The sequence below is a fragment of the Kribbella sp. NPDC051620 genome, from assembly GCF_044453825.1.
Lineage (GTDB): Bacteria > Actinomycetota > Actinomycetes > Propionibacteriales > Kribbellaceae > Kribbella.
The window spans coordinates 461,291-485,210 of sequence record NZ_JBITDB010000004.1 but is presented as its reverse complement, the minus strand read 5'-3'; the positions used below and the strand labels follow the sequence as shown (position 1 = coordinate 485,210).

Here is a 23,920-nt window from a genome sequence, read left to right as displayed (position 1 = left end):
CCGCCTCCGCTGCCGGAGCGTCAGCCCGGGGTCCACCTGGTGATCCGCCGGTACAGGAATCGATGTCCCGTCACGTAAGTTGTGTACCTGTTATGACTACTGAACGGATCGACCGGGCGAGTGTGGGGCTGCGGTCGGAGCGGGGACCGATCCTGCTCGCGGTGATGCTGAGTGTCGGGCTGGTGGCGATCGACGCGACCATCCTGGCGACGGCGGTCCCGTCGGTGGTCGAGGATCTTGGCGGCTTCACCCAGTTCCCTTGGCTGTTCTCCATTTATCTGCTGGCCCAGGCGGTCTCGGTACCGATCTACGGCAAGCTCGCCGATCAGCGCGGCCGCAAGCCGCTGATGCTCTTCGGTGTCGTGCTCTTCGTACTCGGGTCGGTGCTCTGCGGATTCGCCTGGAGCATGCCGGCGCTGATCGCGTTCCGGCTGATCCAGGGGCTCGGCGCCGGCGCGATCCAGCCGATCGCGATGACGATCGTCGGCGACATCTACTCGGTCGCCGAGCGGGCCAAGGTCCAGGGTTACATCGCCAGCGTCTGGGGCGTCGCCTCGTTCGTCGGCCCGACCCTCGGCGGCGTCTTCTCCGACTACATCTCCTGGCGCTGGATCTTCTTCGTCAACGTTCCACTCGGGCTCGCGGCCGGCATCGTGCTGTACCGCCGGTTCAAGGAGAACGTCGTCGCGACCACCCGCCACCAGATCGACTACGCGGGCACCATCCTGCTCGCGGTCGGCGGCTCGCTCCTCCTGCTCGGTCTGCTCGAGGGCGGGGTGATGTGGTCCTGGGATTCGGTCACCAGCATCGCGATCCTGGCCGTCTCCGGCGTACTGCTGGTGGCCTTCGCCTTCGTCGAGCGCCGCGCGGCCGAGCCGGTCCTGCCGTTGTGGGTGCTCAGCCACCGCGTACTGAACTCCGCCAACTCGTCCGCGCTGCTGGTCGGCGTACTGATGATCGGCCTGTCGACCTACGTGCCGCTGTATGCGCAGGGCGTGCTCGGGACGTCGGCGCTGGTGGCCGGCTTCGCGCTCGCGGCGATGACGCTGGGCTGGCCGATCGCGGCGTCGCTCGCGGGCCGGATCTACCTGCGGATCGGCTTCCGGTGGACGATGTCGATCGGCTCGGTCTTCGTCGTGATCGGCTCGGCCCTGCTGCTCACGGTCAAGCCGACGAGCTCGGTCGTCTACCTCGCCTTCGCCTGCTTCGTGATCGGTATCGGCCTCGGCTTCTCCGCCTCGCCCGGCGTGGTCGCCGCGCAGTCGTCGGTCGTCTGGACCAGCCGCGGCGTGGTGACCGGCGCCAACATGTTCGCCCGCTCGGTCGGCAGCGCGGTCGGCGTCGCCATCTTCGGCGCGGTCGCCAACGCGATGGTCGCCAGCCGGCTCGGCGACAACCACGACGACCTTGAAAAGCTACCCGCCTCGGTCCTCGCCCCCGCCATCCACGACGTGTACTACGGCGCCGCCGCGGCCGCAGTACTCCTCGTCGTCGCAGTCCTCTTCATGCCCAACCGCGTCACCGAGATGCCCCGGAGTTAAGCTCCGCGGGATTCTGCGAGGCGGCGGAGCCAGTAGCGGAACCAGGATGGGCCGTAGGGGATGTAGACGCGGGTGGGGATGTTGCGGGTGCGCAGGTCGTCGAGGACGTCGGGGCGGATTCCTAGTAGTTGCTCAACGGGGACTGTGCCGAGTGAGAGCAGCACTGCCTCGCGTAGGCGGGCGTCGTGCGTGGCCAGGGACCAGCGGGCTTCGCTGGCTGCCAACTGGTGAGCTAGGCGGAGGTACGCGATGTCTGTCTGCTCGCCGTAGGGGTAGGCGCCTGTGGGTTCGACGTAGGCGCCTTTGACCAGGCGGATCTGTACTCCGGCCTTCGTGAGCGCGTCGATGTCGTCGGGGCTTCGCTGCAGGTTGGCCTGGACGGTGGCGCCGATACGGTCCGCTAGACCGCGACCGGCTACGTCCAGGACGCAGTGGAGGATGGCGTCGGTGCGGGCGGTGTCCTCGGCGCCTAGTTGGAGCAGGCGGCCGGGTGGGAGGGCTTCGGCGATCGTGGCGACGTGGTCGGCGGCGCCGGTGGGGTCGACGTCCAGCGCTAGGTGCGAGAGGTCCAGCGAGAGCCAGACGTCGGCGGGTGGTTCGGGGAGGAGCTTGGCCAGCTCTAGGTACTCGTCGACCACTCGCGCGGCGTCTGCCGGGTCGGTGGACATTTCACCGAACAGGTCGACGCTGATGCCGTGGCCCTTGGCGAGCTGGGCCTCCGTCACTTGCAGTGCTTCGTCGCGGGTCCGGCCGGCGACATACCGGGAGGCTGCCCGCCAGGCGTTCTCCTCCCCGCCGGGGATGCCCTTCACCAATTGCTCCAGTCGTTCGTTGGTCGCCAGCTTGAACAGAATCGCCCGGTCCGCGCGCATGCATGTCAGTCTGCCAGCGCACCCGGGTCCTAGCCCTGGGGTGCCGTTAGCGTGCTGGTTATGCGGGCTGTGGATTGTGTTGGGGCGCTGATCCGGGATGAGCATGGGCGCGTGTACGTGCAGCGGCGTACTGCGGAGCGGCGGCTGTTGCCGGGGATCTGGGACGTGGTGGGCGGGCATCTCGAGAACGGGGAGTCGCCGGAGGAGGCGCTGGCTCGGGAGGTTGAGGAGGAGACGGGGTGGCGGGTGCGGGAGGTGGTGGCGGCCGTCACCGACTGGGAGTGGGAGTACGAGGGTCGGGTACGGCGGGAGATCGACTACCTCGTCGAGGTGGACGGGGACCTAGCGCGGCCTCGGCTGGAGGAGGGGAAGCACGACGCCAGTGCCTGGGTCGGGCCGGACGACCTGGAGTTGTTGATGGTCAATCGGACCGATGGGGATCGGCGGCTGCGGGACATCGTCGCGTACGCCGTACGGACGCAGCTCACTGATCGGTTGATGCTGGTACCGATCACCGGTCCGGGTGAGGTCCTACCCGGACATGCGGCGGACCTGGAGCGGCTGCACGCGGATCCGTGGGTGGCGGAGTGGTACGACGAGAGGTGGTCCACGGAGGAGTCGGTACGCCGGGCCGCCGGGTTCCAGTCGCGCTGGGAGAGCAACGGCGTCAGCAAGTGGATGGCCTACGACCGCTCGACCGGCGCTCTGGTCGGCCGCGGCGGCCTGGAACGAATGAGCCAAGACGCAGAAGTCACCGCAAAGATCGCAGCCCTGCTCGATGACGGTGGTCTGTGGACAAGTAATCGTTTGGAGCTTGGCTGGGCGTTGCTGAGCTCAGCTCGTGGTCAGGGATTCGCCACCGAGCTCGGCCAGGCCGCACTCGATTTCGCCTTCGGTGGGTTGGGCGCTCACTCGGTGATTGCATTCACTGAACGGATCAACACCGCGTCGCGCGCGGTGATGGAGCGGCTGGGGATGAAGTACGCGGGGGAGATCCGGACCGATGGTCTGGTCGAGGGCCGGGAGGGTGTCCATCCGGATGCACCGTTCGCTGTGTACGTCGCTACGTCCGGTTGAGGCCTGCGACGAAGCGGGTTAGGAGGGTGGCGAAGGCTTGTTTGTCGGTTTCCGGCCAGTCGGTCATTGCCTCGGCGAAGCGGGTTCGGCGGAAGGCGTGGACGGCGGCGAGGCGGTCGTGGCCGGCGGGGGTGAGAACCAGGTTGGTTCGTCGACCGTCCAGTTGATCGGCTTCCCGGCGTACCAGGCCTGCCGAGACCGCGGCGGCGACGAGCTTGCTGGCACGGGGCTGGTCGACGCCCAGGGCCTCGGCGATGCCGTTCACGCCCAAGGGCTCGGGGCCGGCCGTCTCGATCGCGTCGATCACCTGCTGACCCGAGTCGTCCGCGACCCCGGCCGCGCGCGCGAACATCCGCTTCGTCTGGCGGCGGCGGATCGCCACCATCGCGGCCTCGACCTCGGCAACGGGGTCGACCATAAGCCCTCCAAGATATATGCTCATTGACATGCATATGCCAGATGACAACAAGCCTATCGGATGGTGGCTGAAGGAAGTGGACCGGCTGCTCGAACAGTCCTTCGAGCAGGTCCTCGCGGCGGACGGGCTGAACCGTCGCCAGTGGCAGCTCCTCAACGCCGTGCAGGGCGACGCGCCGGTCGCGGTCGCGATCAAGCCGTTCCTGTCCGGCGATCCGGCCGAGCTGGCATCGTTGACAGCACCGCTGACCGCCCGGGGGTGGCTCGACGACGACGGACTGACGCCGGCCGGCGAGGCGGCGTACGCGGCACTGGCCGAGAAGGTGCAGGCGCAGCGGCGGCGGATCACCAACGGGATCGTGGACGCGGAGTACCTGCAGACGCTCGACGTGCTGCGCCGGATGGCGGTGAATCTCGGCTACCGGCCCGCAAATGGGTCCGCTGCGTGACCGCCCAGGCGCGGCGGTCACACAGCGGATCCGGCCACCTCGGAGTGTGGCTCCTGGTGAGGTGTCAGGAGCCACACGTGCCCTCCGCCGGAGCTCGGGGCTCCGGCGACGGACACTGCCCCGCCCGGCCCGAGGTGTCGGCCAGGAGGTGGTTGGAACGGCTGGGCGGCGGCGATACAGGGACTCAGCCGCCGACCCAGCCGGGCCGGTGGGCGGTGCGGTCCGGAGCTGAGGATGCCCCGGACCGCACCTTTGGTTTTGTCCGGAGCTGAGGAGTGCCCCGGACCTTCGATCGCTGACCCTGGACGTGAGGAGACCCCAGGAGCAGCTCCGGGTCTGAGGAGGACCCGGAAGTTTTCAGGTGTTAAACGTCCGCTTCTTGCTGCGGGCCGAGCAGGTCGTTGGTGACCTTGAGACCGGCGAAACGGCGCCGCATCGCCTGCTCGTAGCGCGCTGCCAGCGGCGCTTCGGCCACGTACTGGGCGATCACGTGCTCACCGAACCAGACCCGCACTCGGCGCCGGTGCTGCCTCGACGTCATTTCCGCAACAGTCACTGCTTGCTCACCCCGTAACTCTCAGCCCTTGCAACCAGTTGGACTTACTGGTTGTCATGGCAGTAATGGTGCACAGACCGACCGTGACCGCTCTAGGACCTGGAGAGGACCTTTGCCGGACCTCTCCCGGACCTCTGGCGGACATCTGGGTGACTGCACCTTGTAGTGGGGCATGAGTCGAGACAACGTCTTATCTGACGTGAACGGGAGGAACGATGGCGGGTAGGTATACGCCAAAGACGGTCCTGGCGCACCTGATCCAGCGCCGGAACCAGACCTACTCCGAGATCGTCGCCGAGTTCGTCGAGCTGGGTGGAACCATCACCGAGCGGCACCTGCGGCGCCTCGCATCGGGCGAGCGAGCAGGGACCACTCCACAGACCCGGCGCACCCTGCAACGCATGTTCGGCAAGCCGGTCGAGGAGCTCCTCGCCCCGTACGTCCCCGAGCAGGCCGCCCAGGTGGCGCCGGCGCCTGCGGCAGGTGGACGGATCACGACAGGTAATGAGATGGAGGTACTCGACATGGCTGCCAGCCGTGCGCGGGCTTTCGCCCTCGCGGCCCAGACCGGTCTCGGAAGCGAGGCCATGGAACAGGTGTACGACGACGTGAAACACGTCGCGAAGGCCTACCCGCAGCGCCCGCTGCCGGAAATCCTCGGCCAGCTGGTCGAGACGCAGGACCTGGTCTTCGCGCTGCTGGAGAGCCGGCAGCGTCCTGAACACCTGCGGCAGCTGTACTTCCTCGGTGGCGTCACCGGTGGTCTGCTCGCCAAGGCGTCACACGACCTCGGCAACCCGCACGCCGCATTGACCCAGGCCAGGACGGCCTTCCTGTGCGCCGACAACGCCGACCACCACGGGCTGCGCGCCTGGGTCCGTGGGCTGCAGTCGCTGGTCTCCTACTGGGCCGGCAACCCGCACGACTCGGTCCGGTATGCCCAGCTCGGCGCCGGGTATGCCGAGCAGGCCAACAGCACCACGGGTGTCTGGCTCCCGGTCAGCGAGGCCCGCGCGTGGGCTGCGCTCGGCAACGCGGATGCCGCTCGGGCCGCCCTGGTCCGCGCGGAGAACGCGTGGGGCACGGTCCAGGCCGACGAGCTGGACGAGATGGGCGGCCTGTGCACGTTCGGCCGCAACCGCCAGCTGTACTACGCGGCCGACGCCCTCGCCTGGCTTCCGGGCGAGCGGGAGACCGCCGAGCAGTACTCCCGGCAGGCAGTGGACGCCTACACCGACCAATCGCACCCCGAGTGGGCCTTCGGCGACGCCGCCGGCAGCCACGCCGCCATGGCCATCACCCGGATCGCGAGCGGTGAGCTGGAGGGCGCCGCCGACGCGCTCGCACCGGTCCTGGGTCTGCCCGCCGAGCGCCGGATCAACGGTGTCGTGCACTCGGCCCGCCGGGTGCACCAGGCCCTGCGGCAGTCCGGACACGGCGACGACGCGCGCGAGCTGCAGGAAGAGATCGAGCTGTTCACCCGGACGCCGATGCAGACCTTCCCGCGGTAGCAGGCGGGATGGATCCGCTCACCGGCGATGGCGTCAGGCTGCGCGAGTTCCAGCCTGACGATCTGGATGCTTATCTGGCCATCGTCGGTGACGATCGGGTGACCAACTGGCTGTCGTTCGACAGCCGGGACCGCGAGGCGGCAGCCACCACGCTGACCGCGATCGTCGAGCGGTCCCAGCAGCCCGAACGGCCCGACTACCTGCTCGCCGTCACCCGCCTCGACGACGACAGGATGATCGGCTTCGCCCGGCTCGGGCCGACCGGAGTGCAGGCAGCGCACCTCGGCTACGCGATCGCCGCGGACCACTGGGGTCACGGCTACGCCACCGAGGCGGCCCGGACGATGCTGAAGTTCGCCTTCGGGCCGCTCGAACTGCATCGCGTCAGCGCCGCGATCGGCCCGGACAACGTGGCCTCGGTCGCGGTGGTCAAGCGCCTCGGCTTCAGCTACGAGGGCCGGATCCGCCACCACGTCTTCACCAACGGCGACTGGCGCGACTCGCTGCTCTACTCGCTACTGGCCACCGAGTTCCCGGCCGGCTGAGGCCGGCGGTTGATCCGGACCGCGATCAGGCCGGCCACCAGAGCTGACAGCATCACGGCCAGCAGCACGCCGAGACCGCCGAGCGGCATCGTGCCGACCACGCCCAGCGGGCCGTCGGCCGTCCAGGCACCGCTCAGCGCTGCATTGAAGTAGAACAGCAGCAGCCAGGGCACCGAGTTGATGGCGAGCGCCGCTCCCCAGGCGCGGTGACCGGCGAATAGCAGGACGACGGCGAGAACGATCAGGGCTGTGCCCAGCAGGATTCCGAGGCCGACCCGCAGCGACTCCTGGTCGGGCAGGCGGTAGAAGAACCACGGCTCGGGCTGGATCGACAGAGCCGTCACCAGCACTGCGCCGATAGACGGACAAGCCGCCAGCAGAGCGAACCAGCCACGCGAACCGCGAACTGCTCGCGAGGTATGGGGTGTTGAGGTGCCGGCGGTGGCGAGGGTTGCTATTGCGGCGGTGAAGAGCAGGATTGCGCCTGGTGGGCGGGTGAAGCCGTGGGATTCAGCCAACTGCTGGATCGGCGGCCACATGATCGCCAGCGCAGTCATCGCCGTGGCTGCCGCCAGCCAGCGCGCAGTGGTGGCGCGGTCGAAGAGCATTGCGATCGCGGCGAGCAGGCCGGCGAGGAAGCAGACAGATCCGGTGGTCACGTTGGCGACCGGCGAGTTGGTCATACCGGTCTGTGGGTCCCAGGGTGCCCACTCGCCGAAGATCAGGAAGGTGCTGCTGATCGCGGCGAGCAAGGTCACCGCGATCAGCGACACGCGATTGCGGATCCCCTGGACCAGGGTTGGCGGACCAGATTGAGTCAGACGGACGCGGGCAGCATGAGCCGCCAGGTTGAGCAGGTCTCTGAGATCGGTACGACCGCGGGCCTCGGCGGAGTCGAGCAGCAGACCGAGTGCCTCTTCGCCATGCTGTTCACGCCACCAGCGCGGGTAGCACTTGAGCACTGCACGGTTGAGGGCGCTCATGCGGCACCACCCCCGGCCGCGGGACGGAGCCGGAGCCTGCTGACGGCCTGGTCGGCATTGGAGCGCAGGCGGGCCGCCTCGGTGGCCAGCGCCTCGGCGCCGGAGTCGGTGAGTTCGTAGTACCGGCGGAGGCGGCCGTCGACGACCTCCTCGCCGGCCGGGCGGACCAGGCCCTCCGCAGAGAGGCGGTCGAGGGCGGCGTACAGGGTGCCTGGGCGGAGGGTGACGCGGCCGCTGGACAGGCCGGTCACCTCGGTGATCACGGCATAGCCGTGTTTGCGGCCGTCGGCCAGCGCGGCCAGGACGAGGAACGTCGGCTCGCGCATCTCGGTGGAAGGCATGCGGATCACCATAGTCAGTTCATCGGTATATGACAATCATCGGTACGTCGGACGACAGTTCATCCGGTGCACAGGTTCGCGTCATCGCGGGCCTTGACAGTGGCTTGTCAGCACAAGAAAGGTTCCGCCATGACCGAGCAGCAAGTCCCCGAGTGGGCCGATCCCGACGTTCCCGAAGAGGCGCTCGATCCGCAGGGGGTGTCGCGCCGTGGGTTGATCCGGGGCGCCGGGCTCCTGGGTGCGGGGTTCGCCGCGGCCGGGATCAGTGGGGTCGCGGGAGCCGGCGAGGCGGCGGCCAGTACGTCGTCCGGGGATCCGGAGCTGGTGTATCTGGTGGGGGACCATCACGTCCACAGCCGGTACAGCCACGACGCGAAGTACGACTTCACCCAGCACGCGCAGCGTGGGGCGCAGTTCGGGCTGGACTGGATGGCGTTCACCGAGCACAGCAACTTCGGGCACGCGGACAAGGGCGCGGCCGCGGAGAACGCCGAGGTGCTGAAGGCGCGGGCGGAGAACCCGCGGATGCTGATCTTCCAGGGCCTCGAGTGGTACATCCCCGCCGCCGAGCATGGCACCCTGCTGGTCGCGCCGGGGCCGAACAACGTTGCGCTGCTGCAGCAGTTCGAGCGCGAGTACGACGGCAAGCTGACCAACCGCTCCGGCGACACCCCCGAGAACGAGGCGCATGCGGTCAAGGCGCTGCGGTGGCTGGCCGCGCAGAAGGAGAGCGGGTTCGTCGATGACGTGCTCGTACTGGCCAACCACCCGCTGCGGCTTGGCATCGACTCGCCGCACGAGCTCAGGGCGTGGCGGGACAGCGGCATGATGATCGGGATGGAGGGGGCGCCCGGTTCGCAGGGCGACGCCGATCCGGCCTGGGTCGCGTATCGCGGGACGACCAACTCGCAGCGCGGCGAGTACGTGAACAGCCCGAGCGCCGCCAGCTTCCCCGGGTACCCGAACGACGCCTACCGGACCTACGGCGGCTTCGACTGGGCGACGGCGACAGTGGGCGGGCTGTGGGACGCCCTGCTCGCCGAGGGCAAGCTGTTCTCGATCACCTCGAACAGCGACAACCACCGGACCATCTGGGACACCTGGACGGATGGCGTGTTCCCGCCCGGTCAGAACTTCGACTCGCTCGGGTGGAAGCCGTCCCCGACCGATACGGGTACTCCGCAGGCCGGTAGCGACTTCTGGCCGGGTCAGTTCAGCCGGACGCATGTGGGCGTGACGAAGTACGGATACCTGGACGTGATGGCCGGACTGCGGGCTGGCCGGGTCTGGGTGGATCACGGACAGTTGGTCGACGGGATCGACGTACGGGTGGCTCCGGCCGGCTCGTCTCATCGCGGGGTCACCCTGGGCGGGCGGTTGAAGGTACGCCGGAGTGAGTGGTTGGAGTTGCGGGTCACGGTGACCACTGCGACCCGGCCGAACTTCCACGGTCTGCTGCCGCAACTGGCTCACCTGGACGTCATCCGGGGAGTAGTGACCGGTACTGCGCCTGACAAGGACAGCTGGCGGGCTCCGGATACGCGAGTGGTCGAGCAGATCGACGTACACCGGAAGACCGGCACGTACACGCTGCGCATCCCGCTCGGCCGGGCAGAGCGGTCGCACTACGTCCGCCTGCGGGGCAGTGACGGCAGGCGGAACGGTCCTGGCTACTTGGGCCGCCAGATCGACCCGGCGGGGCCGATCCAGCACCCGAACGGCGACGGCGACCCGTGGCTCGACACCTGGCTGTACACGAACCCTGTGTTCGTCGACGTCTCGCACTGATGGTCGGGGGCTTGGAGTGGTGGGCAGACTGGGGGTATGTCCGCCACGACACAAGAGAGCCTGTTCAACCCGTTGAGGGACGGCCTTGCCCGGATGATCCTGACGAAGGTGGCCGGGCCGGATCCGCTGGCTGAGCGGGCCCGGGTGCACGACACCCCAGGTCCTCGGTGGTTCGCGCCGGATCGGCCGATCCGGCGAGTGCACGGGGACGCGTCGATGTTCGCGGGTGGGTTGCGGGCGTTGCTGCTGCAGTCGCTGCATCCGCTGGCCATGGCGGCGGTGTCGGCTCACTCGGGCTATCGCGGCGACCCGTGGGGACGGCTGCAGCGGACCAGCTACTTCCTGGCCATCACGACGTACGGCGCTAGTGCTGATGCGGAGGAGGCTGTGGCGCGGGTACGCGCGGTGCACGAGCGGGTGCGCGGGACCAGCCCTGATGGGGTGAAGTACCGGGCCTCTGACCCGCATCTGCTCAAGTGGGTGCACCTGGCCGAGGTGGACAGCTTCCTGGCTGCGCATCAGCAGTACGGCGCTGCGCCGCTCGACAGTGCCGAGACGGACGCGTACGTGCAGGACACTGCTCGGGTTGCTCAAGCACTGGGTGTGCTGGAGCCGCCGACCACTCAGGTGGAGTTGCGGCAGATGCTGGCGGAGTACCGGCCAGAGCTACGCGGTACTACGGAGGCGCGGCAGGCTGCTCGCTTCATCCTGGTGCACCCGCCGGTACCGCTCGCCGCGCGGCCTGCGTACGCAGTACTGACTACTGCGGCGGTCGGGCTGTTGCCTCGGTGGACTCGGTGGCCGTTGCGGTTGCCCTACCTGCCGCTGGCTGAGGGCACCGTGGTGCGGGCTGCTGGTGAGGGGCTGACCCGGACGATTCGGTGGGCGCTGGCGTCGCCGACACTCGAGGCGGGGATGAAAGTCGACAAGTCGCCCTTGCCGGATTAGGGCTTGCGCGCCAGGCCGCAGTACAGGATCTGGCCGGCGCCCGCGCGGAGGCCGGCGGCCGGGCTCTCCTCGAGGACGACGCCGGGCGGCCACCAGTCGTAGAGGCGGACGACGCCCGGGTCGAGGATCTCCAGGCCGTCGAAGAACGGGGTGATCTCGGCCGGAGTGCGGAAGCGCAGGGACGGGAACCTCTCGTGGAATTTGGCCTCCAGTTCCGTCGACAACCGCGCCGCCTCGCTGCCGTCGCGCGGGTTGCAGGCATGGCTGATCGCGAGGAACGAGCCGGACGGCAGCGCGTCGACGTACGTGCGGACGAGTTCGCGGGTCTGCTCGTAGTCCTCCAGGTGATGCAGGACGAGCGCCTGGATCAGCCCGACCGGGCGGCCGAGATCGAGGTTGTCCACCACGATCGGGTCGGCGAGCAGCTTCTCGGGCTCGGTGAAGTCGGCGGGTACGAAGAAGGTGTTGTCGTTGTCGACGAGCAGGGCACGGCCGTGGGCGATCACGGCCGGGTCGTTGTCGACGTACACGACCTTGGCGGCCGGGTTGACCTGCTGGGCGAGCTGATGGGTGTTCTGCGCGGTCGGCAGGCCGGAGCCGAGGTCGAGGAACTGGGTCAGCCGGGCCTCGCGGGTCAGCCACTCGACGACGCGGCCGAGCCAGCGGCGGTTCTCACGGGTCCAGTCGGGCAGTTCGGGCGCGATCTCGAGGATCTGCCGGACGACGGCGCGGTCGGACTCGTAGTTGTCCTTGCCGCCCAGGAACGCGTCGTACACGCGCGCGACACTCGGCCTGGAGGGGTCGACACCGGGGGCCACGACGGGATCCTGGCTCGCCGGGTGCGGCATTCACCAACCTCGTTTCGCTTGCCCCCGGTAGCTTTCCCCTCGTCCGAGGCTAAGCCGGCGCGGCGGTGACCACCCGGGCGGCGAAGCAGTCTTTGCACTGTTTTGCGGTGAGAGGTGCGCCCGGAGCGATGAAAGGAGCCCGGCGCCGGTAGTTTGGTCCTGTGCCGTTGCGCCCGAACCGCCCGCTGCCTCTCGCTACTCCGGCGGGGGTCGAGGTGCTGACCAGGATTCTGACCCAGGGACCGATCCCGCGGGTCGAAATCGCCCGGCGTACCGGACTCTCCCAAGCCGCCGTCACCAAGGCCGTCGCGCCGCTGATCGAGGCGGGTTTCGTGACCGACCAGCCGGTCGCCGTGCCGGTCGACGACGTGGGCCGGGTCGAGCTGGGGATCGGGCGGCCGGTGAGTCCGCTGACGGTGGTACCGGACAGCATCTCGGTGATCGGGCTGAAGGTGACGCCGACGGACCTGATCGGCGTGACGACGGACTTCCGGGCCGGGATTCGGGCGGTACGGCACCAGCAGGTGACCGACACGTCGGCGGAGTCGGTGATCAAGCGGCTGGCCGAGCTGGCCAAGGAGCTGATCGAGACGCTCGACGATCCTGCTGATCCGGCCGGACCGCTGATCGGGATCGGGGTCGCGGTCTCCGGCGACGTTGACGCGCTGCACGGGGTGGTGCGGGACTCGCCGTTCATGGGGTGGCGGGATGTGCCGCTTGCCTCGCTGCTGTCCGAGCAGGTGAAGGTGCCGGTCGTGGTGTCGAACGATGTGCGGGCGCTGACGGTGGCGGAGCACTGGTTCGGGGTCGGGGTCGACGCGGATTCGTTCGCGGTGGTGACGATCGGGTCTGGGGTGGGATGCGGGCTGTACATCAACGGGGAGGTGGTGTCTGGGGCGCATGGGGTATCGGGTGAGCTCGGGCATCTGCCGTTGGCGCCTGGGGATCTTGTCTGTACCTGTGGACGACGGGGTTGTGTGGAGACGGTCGCATCGTCGGACGCGATTCTGGCCCGGGTACGGGAGACCACTGGTCAGCCGGAGCTGGATCTGTCCGGGGCGATCGAGCTGGCCCACAACGGCGACGCACATGCCCGCGAAGCCTTCGACCGGGCCGGCGAGGTCATCGGCTCGGCCCTGGCCGCGATGGTCAACCTGGTCGGCCCCGAACTGGTCGTCATCGCCGGCGAAGGAGTCGCCGACTACGACCTCTACGACCAGCGCATGCGCCAGGCCTTCGCCGAACACGCCTTCGGCGCCGCCGGCGACTGCCGCCTGATGCTCCGCTCCCACACCTTCGACGACTGGGCCCGAGGCGCCGCCGCCACCGTCATCCGCTCCTACGTCCGAGGCGAACCACCCCTCAACCGCTGACCTCTTCGACCTAGCCCGCCCCCGCCACTGCCTCCGAGGACCGTCTTGGGAGCTTCTCGGCGTCGACCGGGGCGGCTTTTACCCCGCGGGGGGGCTGTTTCCCTCCCCGCCCGCCGATCCCTCGAGCTCTAGCCAAGGCCAGCCGAAAACCCGGAGTTGTCACCTCGCCAGCTTCAAGCCGTGCGGACCCGACGGCGCTACCCCAGCAACTCCAGGTCCGCCCGGAGTCGGCGGGGCCCGGAGCGGACCAGGCGCTTTCGCGCTTGTCTCCTGCGAGGTGACGCGAAGCGTCACGAGCCCGGGCGGCCAGGTGGTTGTGGGAGCAGGAGCTGTCGCCTCCGCCGTTATCCAGGGCGAGGTGGCGCCCAGCGCCACGAGCCGGGCGGGAACGCGGTGGGCGAGGTGGGCCTGGTTCGGCGCGCGAGGTGGCGCCCAGCGCCACGAGCACTGGAGTGGGTGGGGCACCGGATGGGTCCGCAGTGGTCTGGCTGCGAGGTGGCGCGTAGCGCCACGAGCCGGGAGCGGGCGTGCGGGGGCGCCCTCCGTTGGTGGGGCGGAGGGCGGGCGCGGGGTCGGCTAGCTGCGGGCGGCGGCTAGGATTTTTCGCCAGACTTTTCGGTAGGACTCGAGGCCGTCTTCGGCCAGGGGGCCGGTGGGGCCGGCGGTGATGGAGACTCGTTCGGGGATGGTGCCCCAGACGGGGATGTTTTCTTCGGCGTACTGCTGCATGGCTTCTTGGTAGCTCCGCGTGTACGTGCGAGCTGAACAGATCACCAGGCCGACGGGGACTTCTTTGGGGACGAGTTCGAGGACCGCTTTCACCCGGGGTGTTTCGACGCCGCCTACCCGGGTGGGGATGACGACCATCCGGGCCCGTTCGAGCGCTTTGTTGAGGAGGCGTTCGTGGGAGGGTGGCATGTCCACCACCCCGATGCCTTCCGGTGGCACCCGGTCCAGCGCCTTCGTCAGGAGTCGCTCGGTCGGCGCCTCGGCGATCTCGATCCTGGCCAGGTGGTCGTCGTCGGAATCGGCGATCCAGTCCGCGGCGCTCCCCTGCGGGTCGGCGTCGATGAGGGTGGCTGTGCGACGGTTGGAAGATGCCAGCGCGGCCAAGTACACCGACGTGGTTGTCTTACCTACCCCGCCCTTCAGTGCAGCTGTCACGATGATCATGGAACCGACGCTACCTGCTTCCACCCGATTTCCGGCGTGTCGTCGGCGTTGCTCGCGCGCCGCGTGATAATTGCCGCTGGCCCCGAACAAGCTCAACCGCCCTTCAACCTGTACGCCGGAGGTCCCCTTGCAGGGTGAGTACCTGGTCGACCAAGCCAGCCGTGAGCGGGTGTCGCAGGATGCGGGGAGGTACCGGACGAAGGTGCCTCGAGGCGTGCTCCGGCCGGCCTCCGTCGAGGACATCCAGGAAATCGTCAAGCGTTGCGCACAAGAAGGCATCCCAGTCGCCGCGCGAGGCCTCGCCAACACGACCGACGGCCAGGGACTCACCGACGGCGTACTGATCGACATGACGGCGCTCAACACGATCCATGAGATCGGTGAGAACTACGCGGTGGTCGACGCGGGCGTCGACTGGCTGCAGCTCCTCAACGCGGCACACGCCCGCGGCCTGACCCCACCGGCGCTCACCGGATTCCTGGGGCTCAGTCTCGGCGGCACCTTGTCGCTGGGTGGAGTTCCCCCAGCGATCCAGTCCGGTGCCCAGATCGACAGCGTGCTCGAGCTGGAGGTGGTCATCGGCACCGGGGAGCTGCGGCGATGTTCACCGGCACAGGACGAAGAACTGTTCGAGGCTGTACTGGCGGGCCTGGGCCAGTTCGGAGTGATCGCCAAGGCAAAGGTGCGCCTGGAAGCGGCTCCGGAGAAGGTCCGTGGCCATGAACTCGCCTATCTCGAGGTGAAGGACTTCTTCCGGGATTTCCGGACGCTGCTCAAGCGCGCCGAGATCAGCGAGATCTACGGCGACTGGTGGCGGCCGGGTGAGCACGGCGAGGTCCAGCACCTCAACGCCTTCACCTTCCACGCCGAGGCCCAACCACCCAATGACGAGCACGTACTCCGAGATCTCACGCCGACCGAGACGGTGATCAGCGAGAGCGACTTCCTCCCACACGTCACCCGGATCGACGTCGCGGTCGACGAGCTGAACGCTGTCCTCGACTGGGGACACCTGGCCAAGCCGTGGCTCACCCTCTGGCTGCCCGAGACCGCCGTCGAGCAGTACGTCACCGAGGTGGTCAGGCAACTGACCCCGAAGGACGTCGGGACCGGCGGCTTCGTACTGCTCTACGCCCACCGCAAATCCATGCTGACCCGGCCGTCACTGCGCCTGCCCCAGGACGACAGCGAGTGGGTCTACCTCTTCACCCTGATGACGGCCGGCCCGCCCAGCGCCGAGTTCGCCGACGAGATGCTCGCCCGCAACAGAGCCCTGTACGACCGGGCCCGCGCGCTCGGCGGCACGCGGTACCCGATCGAGTCGGTCGCCTTCACCCAGACCGACTGGGCCGACCACTACGGCGACCGCTGGCCCCACCTTCAACAGCTCAAGCAGGCAACCGACCCGGCCGGCATCCTCACCCCCGGCCCAGGAATCTTCTGACCTCAAGGGAAGGAAGGAAGGCGGAGGGTGGCGGGTTACTTGCCCAGCCAGGCGTCGACCTTGGACTGGTTGTCCTTGACCCACTTCTCGGCGGCCGCATCCGGCGTCATCTTGTCCTCGGCGATGTACTTCGCCACCACGTTCTGGTCGTCGTTGGTCCACTTGAAGTTCTTCACCAGGTCGTAGGCCGGGCTGCCCGACTCGGCGAACCTCTTCGAGACGATCTTGTCCAGGTCGTACGGCGGGTAGTCGCAGGCGATCTTCGCCGGATCCTTGTCACAACCGGCCTTGTACGCCGGCAGGTTGATCTTCACCAGCTTGACCTCGTCGAAGAACCACTGCGGCTGGTAGAAGTAGGCGAGCAGCGGCTTCTTGTTCTTCTCCGCGTCCCGGAAGGCCTGGATCAGCGCGGTCTCACTCCCGCTCTGCACCACCTTGTAGTTCAGGTTCAGGTTCTTCACCAGCGCCTCGTCGTAGGTCACGTACGACGGGTCGCCGTCGAGCAGCTGGCCCTTGCCGCCGGACTCCGAGGTCTTGAACAGGTCGGCGTACTTGTTCAGGTTCTTCGAGTCGGTGATGTCGGGGTACTTGGCCGCCATCCACGGCGGCACGTACCAGCCGATCACGCCTTTGACCCCGGTGGACCCGGCCTCGACCGCGACCTTGGCGGTCTCGATGTACTTCTTCTTCAGGTCCTCGTGACCCCAGTTCTCCAGGTTCACGTCGACCTCGCCGGTGCCGAAGCCCTGCCAGGCGATCTCTTCCTTGAGGTTCTTCTTCACCACCTTGCAGCCGAGGTCCTTGGTCGCGACGTACGCGACGACGGCCGCGTTCGCCTCGTAGCCGACCCACGGGCTGACGGTCAGGTTGAAGGTGCCGCACTCCTTGCCACTGCTGCCGGCAGCCGGCTTGTCGGATCCGACCTTCGCACCGCCACAGGCAGTCAGAGCCAGCGCCAGCGCGGTAAGCACTCCAGCAGTACGGAGCTTGTTGGTCACCACAGGTTGTCTCCTCTAGATCTTCCCTTGTACTTCCGGGTACGCCGGGCCGCAGCCTGCGTAATCCGGTCGAGCATCACGCCGAGCAGCACGATGGCCAGCCCAGCGGCGAGTCCCTTGCCGTACAGCTCACTCTGCGCGAAGCCTGCGGCGACGTCGTACCCGAGTGCGCCCGCGCCGACGAGACCGCCGACGACGACCATCGAGAGCACGTAGATCAGCCCCTGGTTGACCGCCAGCGTGATCGCCCGGCGGGCCACCGGCAACTGCACCTTGCTGATCACTTGCCAGGTGCTCGACCCGACCGAGTTCGCCGCCTCGACAGTAGCGACCGGCACCGCCCGGATGCCGTCGGCAACGATCTTGGTGGTGACCGGTACGGCGAAGACGACAGCCGCCGCGATCGCGGTGAACCGGCTGGTCCCGAACAGTGCCAGGAAAGGTACGAGGTAGACGAACGGAGGCATCGTCTGGCCGGCGTCCAGCACCGGCCGCAGCCAGCTGTCCGCCCGGTGATTGCGCCCGGTCCACACCCCGAGCACCAGCCCGACGGCGACGACCACAACGGTCGCGAGCAGTACCGACGCCAGCGTGACCATGCTGTCGTGCCACACCCCGGTCGCCACCAGCAGGCCCAGGCAAACAGCAGCCGGTACGGCGCCCCGCCAGCTCCCGAGCAAGGCGGCCAGCGCAACGACAACCGCCGCCACGAGCCACCAAGGCGACTCGGTGAGCAGCCCTTCGAGCGGGTTGAGCACGCCCTTGGTCACCGCATCCCGCACGCCATAGGTGAACCCGCCGAAGACGTCCTGCACCCAAGTGGTCACGTCAGACGCGGCGACGGCGATCTTCGAGCCGACATTCGCGCCGGCCGGGAACTCGGCCGCCCACACGTAGGTCCGCGAGAACCAGACAGCCACAAGCACAGCCGCTGCGCCGACCCCGAGCAGCACCTTGCGCCGCAGGCTCGCGGTACGCCACGGCCGGTCGCCGGCCGCGGTAGTCACCCGGTCGAGCACGATGGCCAGTACGACGATCGCCAGGCCGGCGTTGAACGCGACCCCGACATCGAGCGTCTGGAGCGCCTTCAGCACCGTCTGCCCGAGCCCGGGCGCGTCGATCAGCGCGGCCACCGTCACCATCGACAGCGCGGCCATGATCGTCTGGTTGATGCCGACGACGACCGTACTGCGCGACATCGGCAGCAGCACCTTCACCAGCGTCTGCCCGCCCGACGAGCCGAGCGACCGTGCCGCCTCGACACTCTCGCGCGGCACCGAGCGGATCGCGTGCGCGGTCAGCCGGACGACCGGCGGCGCGGCGTAGATCAGCGTCGCGATCGTCGCGGCGGCCGGGCCGATCGCGAAGAAGAGGGTCAGCGGCGCGAGGTACACGAAGGTCGGCAGCGTCTGCATCAGGTCGAGGATCAGCGTCGCGACCTTGAAGACCCGATTCGACAGCCCTGCCCAGATACCGAGCGGGATGCCGACCAGCAGCGCCAGCAGGACTGCGGCGATGGTCAGCGAGAGCGTGTCCATGCTCTCCTGCCACAGCCCCTGCAGCCCGAGGAAGGTCAGCCCGCCCGCGGTCAGCAGCGCGACCTTCCAGTTGCCGAAGGCCCAGGCCAGGTACGCCGAAACCGCCACGACCCCCAGCCAGCCGATGACCGGCACCGGCCGCCCGTACGACGGTTGGGAGATGACCGCCTGGAGCAGGATGACCAACTGGTCGACGGCGACCCGGATCCCGTCGAGGACCGCGTTGCCGCTGCCCATGAAGTCGCGGTGCTCGGTCAGCCACCGGTGCAGCCCGGTCGTCTCCTGGCCGCCGAGCGCGAGCGTGTTGACGCCCTTGAGCACGAACCACGCGGCGACCCAGGCAACCAGCAGCACCCCTACGATCACAGACCGCCGGGGACGCTTGGCCTCGATCTGAACCGAGCCGGTGATGGAGGCCATGTCAGGCGCGCGCGGTGGAAGAGTAAGTTTCCCGGTCCGCGACGACGGTCAGGATCTCCTCGTCGCCGATCACGCCGAGCAACTGCCCGTCGGCGACCACCTTGACCGGCAGCGAGGACTCGAGCACCTGGCGGGTTGCCTCGCGGACCAGGACGTCCGGGCCGAGCTCCAGCCCGGACAGCTCCTCGTTGGGGCGCGGCTGGCGGACGATCCAGCGCAGAGTGAGGACGTCGGCCCGCGGGATGTCCCGGACGAAGTCGCGCACGTAGTCGTCGGCCGGCGCTCCGACGAGCTCGTCGCCGGTGCCGAGCTGGACCGCTTCGCCGTCGCGCATCAGCAGGATCCGGTCGCCGAGCTTGAGCGCCTCGTTCAGGTCGTGGGTGATGAAGACCATCGTCTTGCCGACCTCACGGTGCAGCCGAACGACCTCGGTCTGCATTTCCCGACGGATCAGCGGGTCGAGGGCGGAGAACGGCTCGTCGAAGAGCAGGACATCCGGATCGCAGGCGAGCGCGCGAGCCAGGCCCACGCGCTGCTGCATGCCGCCGGAGAGCTGTTCGGGGTACAGGTTCTCGTTGCCGCGCAGGCCGACCAGGTCGATGACCTCCTGGGCCCGGCGCTTGCGGTCCGGCTTGCTCTCGCCGCGGACCTCCAGCCCGTACGAGACGTTGTCGATCACCTTGCGGTGCGGCAACAGCCCGAAGTGCTGGAAGACCATCGAGAACTTGCTCCGGCGCAGCGTCCGCAGCCGCTTCTCGTCGGCGGCGCGCAGGTCCTCGCCCTCGAAGAAGATGCTGCCGGCGGTCGGCTCGATCAGCCGGGTGAGGCAGCGGACGAGCGTCGACTTGCCGGAACCCGACAGGCCCATCACGACGAACACCTCACCAGGGGCGACGTCGAAGCTCAGGTCGCGGACGGCCGCCGTACAGCCGGTCTGGTCCAGCAGCTGGGCGCGACTGAGCGCCGCCAGCTCCGGCCGGCGGGGGACCCGGGCCGCCTTCGGCCCGAACACCTTCCACAGACCCTGGATCGACAGCATCGCCTCGCTGTCTTGCAAGTCGGGGTACTCGAGCTGAGCGGTCACTATGGTTCACCCTCGCATCCCGGCCACCGGGTTCGTCGTGAACCGCCGACAATATCGAAGCCCTGGTTCCCGGTTTCCCCCGACGGGTGTCTGACACTTCAACCTTTACCAGGTCTTACCCCTGCTCCACTGCGCCAAAAGCCTCCGGTGGCACCGGTTATGTCACAACATCAGGGCTGGTACGGCGGTGCTTCGCCCCAGCCCCAGCGCGGAACCGGGGCCTTCGGTGGTGGGGTGGCGCCTGGCTGCGAGTTGGCCAGGGCCAGGCGGGTGCCCCACTCGACGTACGCGACGAAGGCCGAGCGGAACTCCGGGTCGGCGGGGAGGCCGGCCGGGTCAGCGCTGGCGGCGATCAGGGCAGCCCAGCGGGAGCGCTGCTCCTCCGTCAGGCCGAGATTCAGGTGATGGCCCAGCATCGCGGGATAGCCGCCGAGCTCGTCGGTGTACCGGCTCGGGCCGCCGAACACCTCGCCGAGCCAGATCGCGACGTGCTCCTTGTGCTGGTCGCTCATGTGCGCGAAGACCGGCGCGAGGATCGGGTCCTTCGCCACCTCGTCGTAGAACACGTCGGTCAGCCGGCGGAACGCCTCGGCGCCCCCCGCCCACTCGTATACCGTCGGTGTTGTCATGTAATCATGTAAGCATCTTCAGCGGGTCAACGCGCGGGCGATTTCCAGCTGGTGCGGATCGATCTCGTCCTCGCGCTCGTCCTCAGGGCCGTCGAGGTCCCAGAGCGCGTTCTGCAGGATCCGGACCATCGTCCAGCCGACCGCACGCTCGCGGTCGATGCCGGTGACGTCGAGCAGCAGGTCGAAACGGCGGCGGATCGCTCGGTGCAGCTCGCCGGTGGCGACGAGATCGTCCCAGCGGTTGTGCAGCGCCGGCAGCAACTCGAATCCCGGATCGCCGGCCAGCGGCTTCGGGTCGATCACCAGCCACGGTTTGCGCTGGGCGGCGAGCACGTTCTCGTAGTGCAGGTCCCAGTGGAGGAGCCGGTCGCCTGGCTCCTGCATCAATTCGGCCGCCTGTGCGGCGTACCGGCGTAGGAGGGACTGTTGGTCCGGGTCGGCCAGGCGTGGGATCAGCTCGGGCGCGCCGGTCAGCATCTCGGTGACGATGTCCTCCAGTCGGCGCAGGCCGGGCGGAGCCGGTACTGCGGACAGCCGGGCGAGCAGCTCGGCCAGGATCTTCGTCGCCTCGGTGTCGTCGGGGAGGTCGTCGAGCGAGCGTGATTCGAGTCGCTCCAGCAGGATCGTGGCGGTCGCCGGGTCGTCGTCGAGCACCTCGACGACGTCGTCCGTGCTCCAGGCCTTGAGCCCGAGAGCCTCACCCTTGTTCTCGTCGGTGAAGGGCTGGAGCTTCAGCATCGCGCGGGTTCCGTCGGCTGCCCGGACCACAGGCAGGACTACCGAGGCCATCCCGTGCAGCGGCTTGCCGTCGAGGCGCAACTGCCACCGATCGAGGTACTCCGCGGCCAGCGCGGGCACGGCGGCGAGCCACGGCAGCTGGTCGGAGAGTGTCTTGAAGAGCGGGGCCGGTACTTCGAAGAGCGCGGTCATCCCCGGCAACTTTAGGCGGCGGGCGCTCGGTGTGCTTGGGTTTTCCGGTGAACTCACTGGAAGCAAGACATCGGCAGGCGCAGCGGGTCGTGTCGTTCACCTACGTCGGCATCCCGGTGATCTTCCTGGGGCTGGTCCTGTGGATCACGGCGACCGTCGACGGCGGCGCGGTGAAGTGGGCGGCCGCGCTGGTTCCGCTCGCCGTCCTGGCTGCCGGGTGGTGGCGTCGGGGGAAGAGCCGCTACATGCCTGTCCGCTGGCCGCGGGCCGGGTCCCTGGTCGGTGGGGTGACGGCGCTGTTCAGCGCGTTCGAAGCGGATGTGCTCAGCGCCGGCTCGCTGGCGCTGTGGGCCCTGCCGATCACGATCGTCGGCACCATCGTCGGTTCGGGTTTCGGGCGCTACGGCTTCCGCGTTCTGATGATGCCTGCGATTGCGGAGCTGGCGGATTCGGAGTACGAGCTGAGCTTCCGGATGCGCGGGCTGACCCGGCTGCGGCTGTCCGTCGACGCCGAGCGGGTCACGCTGCACGAGCAGATGGTGCTGCAGACCGTCGACGGCCAGAGCACCGTACGGGAGAAGTCCTACCCACTCACCGCTGTGACGGGTGTGCACGCGGTGACGCTGTCGGGCTCCGAGCGGCTCAAGTATCCGGTGGCGATGAAGCTGGCACCCGCGAGCAGCCCCGGCCCCGCACTCATCCTGCAAGCGCAGGGCGAGGACTGGGTACTACCGCAGAACGAGGCCCCGGCCATCGCCGAGATCCTCGAACGCCGCATAGCCACCGCCCGCACCCACTAACCACCGCCGCCCGCACGCTCTGACCGCGGCGGTGCCGGGTCAGCCTTTGAAGGTTTCTGGGCGGGTGGGGGTGGCTTCGGTTAGGAGTTTGCGGGTTGCTTCGGCGTCGGCGTCGGCTACGTAGACCGGGGAGCCTGGCTGCTGGCGCCAGGAGTCGGCGAGGGTGCCGGTGTCGACGGCGTCGAAGCCGAGTTCGTCGATCAGGCGGAACACCTTCTCCTTCGCCTGCTGGTCGTCCCCGGCGACCGGGAGCGCGATCCGGCCCGGCGTACCGGCGGCGACACCCTTTTCCAGCAGGTGCTGCGCCATGATGTTGTTGAAGGCCTTGATCACCGGCTGCCCGAGCTGCTCGGCGACCCAGCCGCTCTCGGTCCGGCCCTCGTCCTCGATGCCCGCGATCCGGCCGTCGCGCTGCGGGTAGTAGTTGCCTGTATCAACGACCACGAACCCGTCGGCCGCACCGTCGAAGAGCCCGGCCGGCAGCGCCGGTACCTTGCCCTCGGGAATCGTCACGATCACGATCTCGGCGCCGTTGGCCGCTTCGCTCACCGCGACCGGGGTCGCGCCCGTCTCCGCGGCGAGATCACGCAGCGACTCGGGTCCGCGCGAGTTCGCCACCGAGACGTCGTGGCCGAGCGCGCTCAGCCGCCTGGTCAGGGTGCCACCGATGTTGCCGCTGCCGATGATGCCGATCTTCACGTCTGCTCCTCTGAAGTTGTCCCCCAGAGACGCAACACCGCAGCAGCCCTGAATCATCCGGCCGCACTCGTCCGGTTCGCAACGAGAGCGACCGGGCGTCGGTACCGGGCGCGGCAGTTGATCAGTTGCCGGCGGCCGCGCGTTCCCTGCGGGCGGTGTCGGCCTTCTCGGCCTGCCAGCCGTCCTCGTTCTTGCCGAGTCGCCAGTACCCGGACAGCGAGACCTGGTCGCGCGCGAGACCACGCTCGGCAAAGAGGTGCTTGCGCAACCGCAGTACGAAGCCGGCCTCGCCGTGCACGAACACCTGTACGTCGCCCGCCGGGAACTCCAGCGCCTCGACCAGCGCGACCAGGCCGTCACCGCGTTCGCCGGTCGTGCCGGCGCGGTGCAGGTAGGTCAGCTCGACGTCGCCGGAGCCGCTGAACTTCTGCTCCTCGGTCTCGTCCTCGACCTCGACGAACACCTTGGCGTGCGCGCCCGCCGGGAGACCCTCGATGGCAGCGCCGATCGCCGGCAACGCGCTCTCGTCGCCGACCAGCAGGTGCCAGGCCGCGCTCTCCTGCGGCGCATAGCCGCCACCAGGACCGTTGAACCAGAGCTTGTCACCAGGCTGAGCCGCCGCGGCCCACGGACCGGCGACACCCTCGTCACCGTGGTGGACGAAGTCGATCGTCAGCTCCTTGCTGGCGTCGTCCCACGAACGGACGGTGTACGTCCGCATGGTCGGCCACTGTTCGGACGGCAGCTTCTCCCGGACCTCGCCCATGTCGAGCGGGTCCGGGTACTCGACTCCGGGCTGCAGGAAGAGGAGCTTCACGTAGTGGTCGGTGCTGCCGTTGTCGACGAAGTCGTCGCAGCTGAGCACCACCCTGATCATGTGCGGGGTGACGCGCTCGGTCCTGAGGACGACCCCCAGCTTGGCGCGGCGGTTACGGGGTGCGGGGGTACTCACGCGA

Annotated in this window: 24 protein-coding genes; 10 read left to right on the top strand and 14 right to left on the bottom strand. The window is 68.6% G+C overall.

The features are described 5' to 3' along the window. Positions 1-92 precede the first annotated feature (92 nt). On the top strand, positions 93-1,541 hold the full coding sequence (locus ACIA12_RS21365; protein ID WP_396368768.1) for an MDR family MFS transporter: 1,449 nt from the start codon (positions 93-95) through the stop codon (positions 1,539-1,541). On the opposite strand, the gene ACIA12_RS21360 is transcribed toward ACIA12_RS21365, so the two are convergent. Next, entirely contained in the window at positions 1,538-2,413 is an 876-nt protein-coding gene (locus ACIA12_RS21360) for a proline dehydrogenase family protein (protein ID WP_396368767.1), read from the bottom strand. The genes ACIA12_RS21365 and ACIA12_RS21360 overlap by 4 nt on opposite strands. Before the next feature lie 60 nt (positions 2,414-2,473). Between ACIA12_RS21360 and ACIA12_RS21355 the strand changes: the two genes are divergently transcribed. Beyond that, positions 2,474-3,490 (top strand): GNAT family N-acetyltransferase, encoded by a 1,017-nt coding sequence (locus tag ACIA12_RS21355; RefSeq protein WP_396368766.1) that lies wholly within the window; start codon positions 2,474-2,476, stop codon positions 3,488-3,490. On the opposite strand, the gene ACIA12_RS21350 is transcribed toward ACIA12_RS21355, so the two are convergent. Further along, positions 3,477-3,908: a MarR family winged helix-turn-helix transcriptional regulator gene (locus ACIA12_RS21350; RefSeq protein WP_396368765.1), complete on the bottom strand. Its 432-nt coding sequence runs from the start codon at positions 3,906-3,908 to the stop codon at positions 3,477-3,479. The genes ACIA12_RS21355 and ACIA12_RS21350 overlap by 14 nt on opposite strands. A gap of 28 nt (positions 3,909-3,936) precedes the next feature. Between ACIA12_RS21350 and ACIA12_RS21345 the strand changes: the two genes are divergently transcribed. Beyond that, positions 3,937-4,356, top strand: a complete 420-nt coding sequence (locus ACIA12_RS21345) for a hypothetical protein (protein WP_396368764.1) — start codon at positions 3,937-3,939, stop codon at positions 4,354-4,356. 364 nt (positions 4,357-4,720) lie between these two features. Here ACIA12_RS21345 and ACIA12_RS21340 read toward each other — a convergent pair whose 3' ends face one another. Further along, positions 4,721-4,897 carry a hypothetical protein gene (locus tag ACIA12_RS21340; protein ID WP_328331733.1) on the bottom strand — a complete coding sequence of 59 codons (177 nt, stop codon included), beginning with the start codon at positions 4,895-4,897 and terminating at the stop codon, positions 4,721-4,723. Between the two features lie 230 nt (positions 4,898-5,127). Between ACIA12_RS21340 and ACIA12_RS21335 the strand changes: the two genes are divergently transcribed. Together ACIA12_RS21335 and ACIA12_RS21330 are read left to right on the top strand one after the other, a co-directional pair. After that, on the top strand, positions 5,128-6,423 hold the full coding sequence (locus ACIA12_RS21335) for an XRE family transcriptional regulator (protein WP_396368763.1): 1,296 nt from the start codon (positions 5,128-5,130) through the stop codon (positions 6,421-6,423). Positions 6,424-6,431: 8 nt separating this feature from the next. Beyond that, positions 6,432-6,968: a GNAT family N-acetyltransferase gene (locus ACIA12_RS21330; RefSeq protein WP_396368762.1), complete on the top strand. Its 537-nt coding sequence runs from the start codon at positions 6,432-6,434 to the stop codon at positions 6,966-6,968. Here the strand turns inward: ACIA12_RS21330 and ACIA12_RS21325 are convergent. Together ACIA12_RS21325 and ACIA12_RS21320 are read right to left on the bottom strand one after the other, a co-directional pair. Further along, entirely contained in the window at positions 6,932-7,951 is a 1,020-nt protein-coding gene (locus tag ACIA12_RS21325; RefSeq protein WP_396368761.1) for a hypothetical protein, read from the bottom strand. The two genes, ACIA12_RS21330 and ACIA12_RS21325, sit on opposite strands and share 37 nt — an antisense overlap. After that, complete coding sequence (locus tag ACIA12_RS21320) at positions 7,948-8,292, bottom strand: PadR family transcriptional regulator (protein ID WP_396368760.1); 345 nt, start codon at positions 8,290-8,292, stop codon at positions 7,948-7,950. The genes ACIA12_RS21325 and ACIA12_RS21320 overlap by 4 nt, the downstream gene beginning before the upstream one ends. A 129-nt stretch (positions 8,293-8,421) precedes the next feature. On the opposite strand from ACIA12_RS21320, the gene ACIA12_RS21315 reads away from it, so the two are divergent. Together ACIA12_RS21315 and ACIA12_RS21310 are read left to right on the top strand one after the other, a co-directional pair. Then, positions 8,422-10,080, top strand: a complete 1,659-nt coding sequence (locus tag ACIA12_RS21315) for a PHP domain-containing protein (protein WP_396368759.1) — start codon at positions 8,422-8,424, stop codon at positions 10,078-10,080. Between the two features lie 36 nt (positions 10,081-10,116). Then, positions 10,117-11,028 carry an oxygenase MpaB family protein gene (locus ACIA12_RS21310; protein ID WP_396368758.1) on the top strand — a complete coding sequence of 304 codons (912 nt, stop codon included), beginning with the start codon at positions 10,117-10,119 and terminating at the stop codon, positions 11,026-11,028. Here ACIA12_RS21310 and ACIA12_RS21305 read toward each other — a convergent pair. Further along, the gene (locus ACIA12_RS21305; protein WP_396368757.1) at positions 11,025-11,876 is read right to left on the bottom strand and encodes an SAM-dependent methyltransferase; all 852 of its coding nucleotides are present in this window, start codon (positions 11,874-11,876) and stop codon (positions 11,025-11,027) included. The two genes, ACIA12_RS21310 and ACIA12_RS21305, sit on opposite strands and share 4 nt — an antisense overlap. A gap of 161 nt (positions 11,877-12,037) precedes the next feature. On the opposite strand from ACIA12_RS21305, the gene ACIA12_RS21300 reads away from it, so the two are divergent. Then, the gene (locus ACIA12_RS21300) at positions 12,038-13,249 is read left to right on the top strand and encodes an ROK family protein (protein WP_396368756.1); all 1,212 of its coding nucleotides are present in this window, start codon (positions 12,038-12,040) and stop codon (positions 13,247-13,249) included. Between the two features lie 576 nt (positions 13,250-13,825). Here ACIA12_RS21300 and ACIA12_RS21295 read toward each other — a convergent pair. Continuing rightward, complete coding sequence (locus ACIA12_RS21295; RefSeq protein ID WP_396368755.1) at positions 13,826-14,422, bottom strand: ParA family protein; 597 nt, start codon at positions 14,420-14,422, stop codon at positions 13,826-13,828. Between the two features lie 127 nt (positions 14,423-14,549). Between ACIA12_RS21295 and ACIA12_RS21290 the strand changes: the two genes are divergently transcribed. Beyond that, complete coding sequence (locus tag ACIA12_RS21290; RefSeq protein ID WP_396368754.1) at positions 14,550-15,866, top strand: FAD-binding protein; 1,317 nt, start codon at positions 14,550-14,552, stop codon at positions 15,864-15,866. Positions 15,867-15,901: 35 nt separating this feature from the next. Here ACIA12_RS21290 and ACIA12_RS21285 read toward each other — a convergent pair whose 3' ends face one another. The 5 genes from ACIA12_RS21285 to ACIA12_RS21265 all read right to left on the bottom strand — a co-directional run bounded on the left by ACIA12_RS21285 (position 15,902) and on the right by ACIA12_RS21265 (position 21,465). Beyond that, positions 15,902-16,864, bottom strand: a complete 963-nt coding sequence (locus ACIA12_RS21285) for an ABC transporter substrate-binding protein (protein ID WP_396368753.1) — start codon at positions 16,862-16,864, stop codon at positions 15,902-15,904. Continuing rightward, positions 16,861-18,768: an ABC transporter permease subunit gene (locus tag ACIA12_RS21280; protein WP_396368752.1), complete on the bottom strand. Its 1,908-nt coding sequence runs from the start codon at positions 18,766-18,768 to the stop codon at positions 16,861-16,863. The genes ACIA12_RS21285 and ACIA12_RS21280 overlap by 4 nt, the downstream gene beginning before the upstream one ends. Positions 18,769-18,823: 55 nt before the next feature. Then, on the bottom strand, positions 18,824-19,906 hold the full coding sequence (locus ACIA12_RS21275; protein WP_396368751.1) for a glycine betaine/L-proline ABC transporter ATP-binding protein: 1,083 nt from the start codon (positions 19,904-19,906) through the stop codon (positions 18,824-18,826). A gap of 170 nt (positions 19,907-20,076) precedes the next feature. Then, a complete protein-coding gene (locus tag ACIA12_RS21270) occupies positions 20,077-20,535 on the bottom strand; it encodes a group II truncated hemoglobin (protein WP_396368750.1) in 459 nt (152 codons plus the stop codon). Between the two features lie 18 nt (positions 20,536-20,553). After that, positions 20,554-21,465 (bottom strand): aminoglycoside phosphotransferase family protein, encoded by a 912-nt coding sequence (locus tag ACIA12_RS21265; RefSeq protein ID WP_396368749.1) that lies wholly within the window; start codon positions 21,463-21,465, stop codon positions 20,554-20,556. A 47-nt stretch (positions 21,466-21,512) separates the two neighbouring features. Between ACIA12_RS21265 and ACIA12_RS21260 the strand changes: the two genes are divergently transcribed. After that, a complete protein-coding gene (locus tag ACIA12_RS21260) occupies positions 21,513-22,265 on the top strand; it encodes a hypothetical protein (RefSeq protein ID WP_396368748.1) in 753 nt (250 codons plus the stop codon). Positions 22,266-22,304: 39 nt separating this feature from the next. Here the strand turns inward: ACIA12_RS21260 and ACIA12_RS21255 are convergent, their stop codons facing one another. Continuing rightward, on the bottom strand, positions 22,305-23,021 hold the full coding sequence (locus ACIA12_RS21255) for an NADPH-dependent F420 reductase (RefSeq protein ID WP_396368747.1): 717 nt from the start codon (positions 23,019-23,021) through the stop codon (positions 22,305-22,307). A gap of 64 nt (positions 23,022-23,085) precedes the next feature. Next, entirely contained in the window at positions 23,086-23,916 is an 831-nt protein-coding gene (locus tag ACIA12_RS21250; RefSeq protein ID WP_396368746.1) for a siderophore-interacting protein, read from the bottom strand. Positions 23,917-23,920: the final 4 nt, after the last annotated feature.

Coding starts and splice junctions, on each gene's coding strand:
- ACIA12_RS21320 (WP_396368760.1), bottom strand. CDS start 8,292: ATGCCTTCCACCGAGATGCGCGAGCCGACGTTCCTCGTCCTGGCCGCG.
- ACIA12_RS21345 (WP_396368764.1), top strand. CDS start 3,937: ATGCATATGCCAGATGACAACAAGCCTATCGGATGGTGGCTGAAGGAA.
- ACIA12_RS21295 (WP_396368755.1), bottom strand. CDS start 14,422: ATGATCATCGTGACAGCTGCACTGAAGGGCGGGGTAGGTAAGACAACC.
- ACIA12_RS21255 (WP_396368747.1), bottom strand. CDS start 23,021: ATGATTCAGGGCTGCTGCGGTGTTGCGTCTCTGGGGGACAACTTCAGA.
- ACIA12_RS21340 (WP_328331733.1), bottom strand. CDS start 4,897: ATGACGTCGAGGCAGCACCGGCGCCGAGTGCGGGTCTGGTTCGGTGAG.
- ACIA12_RS21335 (WP_396368763.1), top strand. CDS start 5,128: ATGGCGGGTAGGTATACGCCAAAGACGGTCCTGGCGCACCTGATCCAG.
- ACIA12_RS21360 (WP_396368767.1), bottom strand. CDS start 2,413: ATGCGCGCGGACCGGGCGATTCTGTTCAAGCTGGCGACCAACGAACGA.
- ACIA12_RS21330 (WP_396368762.1), top strand. CDS start 6,432: ATGGATCCGCTCACCGGCGATGGCGTCAGGCTGCGCGAGTTCCAGCCT.
- ACIA12_RS21350 (WP_396368765.1), bottom strand. CDS start 3,908: ATGGTCGACCCCGTTGCCGAGGTCGAGGCCGCGATGGTGGCGATCCGC.
- ACIA12_RS21265 (WP_396368749.1), bottom strand. CDS start 21,465: ATGACCGCGCTCTTCGAAGTACCGGCCCCGCTCTTCAAGACACTCTCC.
- ACIA12_RS21270 (WP_396368750.1), bottom strand. CDS start 20,535: ATGACAACACCGACGGTATACGAGTGGGCGGGGGGCGCCGAGGCGTTC.
- ACIA12_RS21365 (WP_396368768.1), top strand. CDS start 93: ATGACTACTGAACGGATCGACCGGGCGAGTGTGGGGCTGCGGTCGGAG.
- ACIA12_RS21305 (WP_396368757.1), bottom strand. CDS start 11,876: ATGCCGCACCCGGCGAGCCAGGATCCCGTCGTGGCCCCCGGTGTCGAC.
- ACIA12_RS21315 (WP_396368759.1), top strand. CDS start 8,422: ATGACCGAGCAGCAAGTCCCCGAGTGGGCCGATCCCGACGTTCCCGAA.
- ACIA12_RS21310 (WP_396368758.1), top strand. CDS start 10,117: ATGTCCGCCACGACACAAGAGAGCCTGTTCAACCCGTTGAGGGACGGC.
- ACIA12_RS21325 (WP_396368761.1), bottom strand. CDS start 7,951: ATGAGCGCCCTCAACCGTGCAGTGCTCAAGTGCTACCCGCGCTGGTGG.
- ACIA12_RS21355 (WP_396368766.1), top strand. CDS start 2,474: ATGCGGGCTGTGGATTGTGTTGGGGCGCTGATCCGGGATGAGCATGGG.